At 32.8% G+C, this 1,433-nt stretch carries 1 protein-coding gene; it reads right to left on the bottom strand.

All coding sequences use genetic code 11. The features are described from left to right. Window positions 1-231: 231 nt before the first annotated feature. Window positions 232-1,245, bottom strand: coding sequence for a hypothetical protein (locus tag BLT94_RS21715; protein ID WP_092238855.1), 1,014 nt, complete (start codon window positions 1,243-1,245; stop codon window positions 232-234). Window positions 1,246-1,433 lie beyond the last annotated feature (188 nt).

Genomic DNA, 1,433 nt, shown 5'->3' with positions numbered 1-1,433 from the left:
CTGCGCTGGTTGGAATAAAAAAGGTATTGAAAAAGGCTATCGCCTTTTTCAAGCCTGATTTAAAAACCTTTATACGAAACCTTTATACGAGGAGATCCTTGCCGTCCGGTTCACACACGGGTTAGCCTGTCATTGACGATATTTAGTAACTGCACTTTTAAAAATGTTGAAAATCAGATTTAAAATACTCCAAAGTGTAGTTTTGATAATTTTTGTTTTTGCTAAATTGTCCTATCTTGATATTTCTCTAACCATTGAATTAAAAACAGATTTTCCATTTCTACCATATTCTTCTACAAAACCTTTTCTTATAATAGCAATTTCTTGCTCTATATTGTTATTTCTAAGTGCCGTACGAGTTCTCCGTAACCACTCAAGCAGTTCTGAACGTGTGATCAAATTATGAGATAAAGTTTGTCCCATTTCTAAACCCACCATATAAAGTGATTTTTTGTACAGAAGATCCCACATTTCTAAAGCAGTAAGTATTCCAAATTTTGAAATATATAGCTTCCCTTCATACTCTCCAATTTGTCCTTTATTAAAATCTAAATTAATATATGATGTTTTATCAGAAGTATAAAAATTTGATCTTTTAAGGTATTCTTCTACCTCCGCTGTATAATAAGATAAAAACGATTCTTTAAACTTGTCTCTATCAGCAGGCGAACCCTCTGCAATAAGCTCTTTGAAAATAGCCACCGAATTATCTAATGCTTTTTTAAATCTATATTGGTAATTTATTTGGTCTTGAACATATTTCGAAACATCATCAGCAAAAAATTCGCTATTACGCTTGCCAATACGCCCAGCTGCAACTTCAATATGAGGGCCAAGTACTAAATCAGCCTCTCTATCTTGAAATCCTTTTCTAAAACCTTCTTGAAAAGCTTTCTTTAAACTCAAATGCACTGTGAAATAATAATTTGAAGTCCTCCAATCTCCTTTGGGATCGGAATCTGGTCGCTTTCCGGAAATAAGAAATTCAACAAAATCATTATCAATTTGTTTTGGTTTAAAGTTTTGTGATCGTAGTCTTGCTCCCCAGTCATTTCCAGCTCTTTCATAAGCTTCAACTGTTTTTGCAGTATAAGCCTTGTCAGGGATTCTTACTATTTTTTCAACTTCTTTGATTTGAACCTGTGGTTCTGGCTTTATTTGATTTTGTGCAACACATGAACTAAACACAAAAAGTGATAGAAAAAATACAAATAGTTTGTAGGAATATGTTTTTGTGAGTATCAAATTAAATTTCTCCTTTTCTAATATTATTATTAACAATTATGGCAATCTGTTTTGCCACAACATTAGCTTTGGTTTGTATTTGCAACATAAAAGGCTAACGCTTGGGTAACGGGCAGCAAGGGTTTCCAAAACAGTTAATTGAAAACACATCATTCAAAAGTTTTTTCAACCTTTAAAAAGAAGGAGAC

Origin of the sequence: Desulfobacula phenolica, assembly GCF_900105645.1 — a bacterium.
Lineage (GTDB): Bacteria > Desulfobacterota > Desulfobacteria > Desulfobacterales > Desulfobacteraceae > Desulfobacula > Desulfobacula toluolica.
This window is presented reverse-complemented; position numbering and strand designations above follow the sequence as displayed.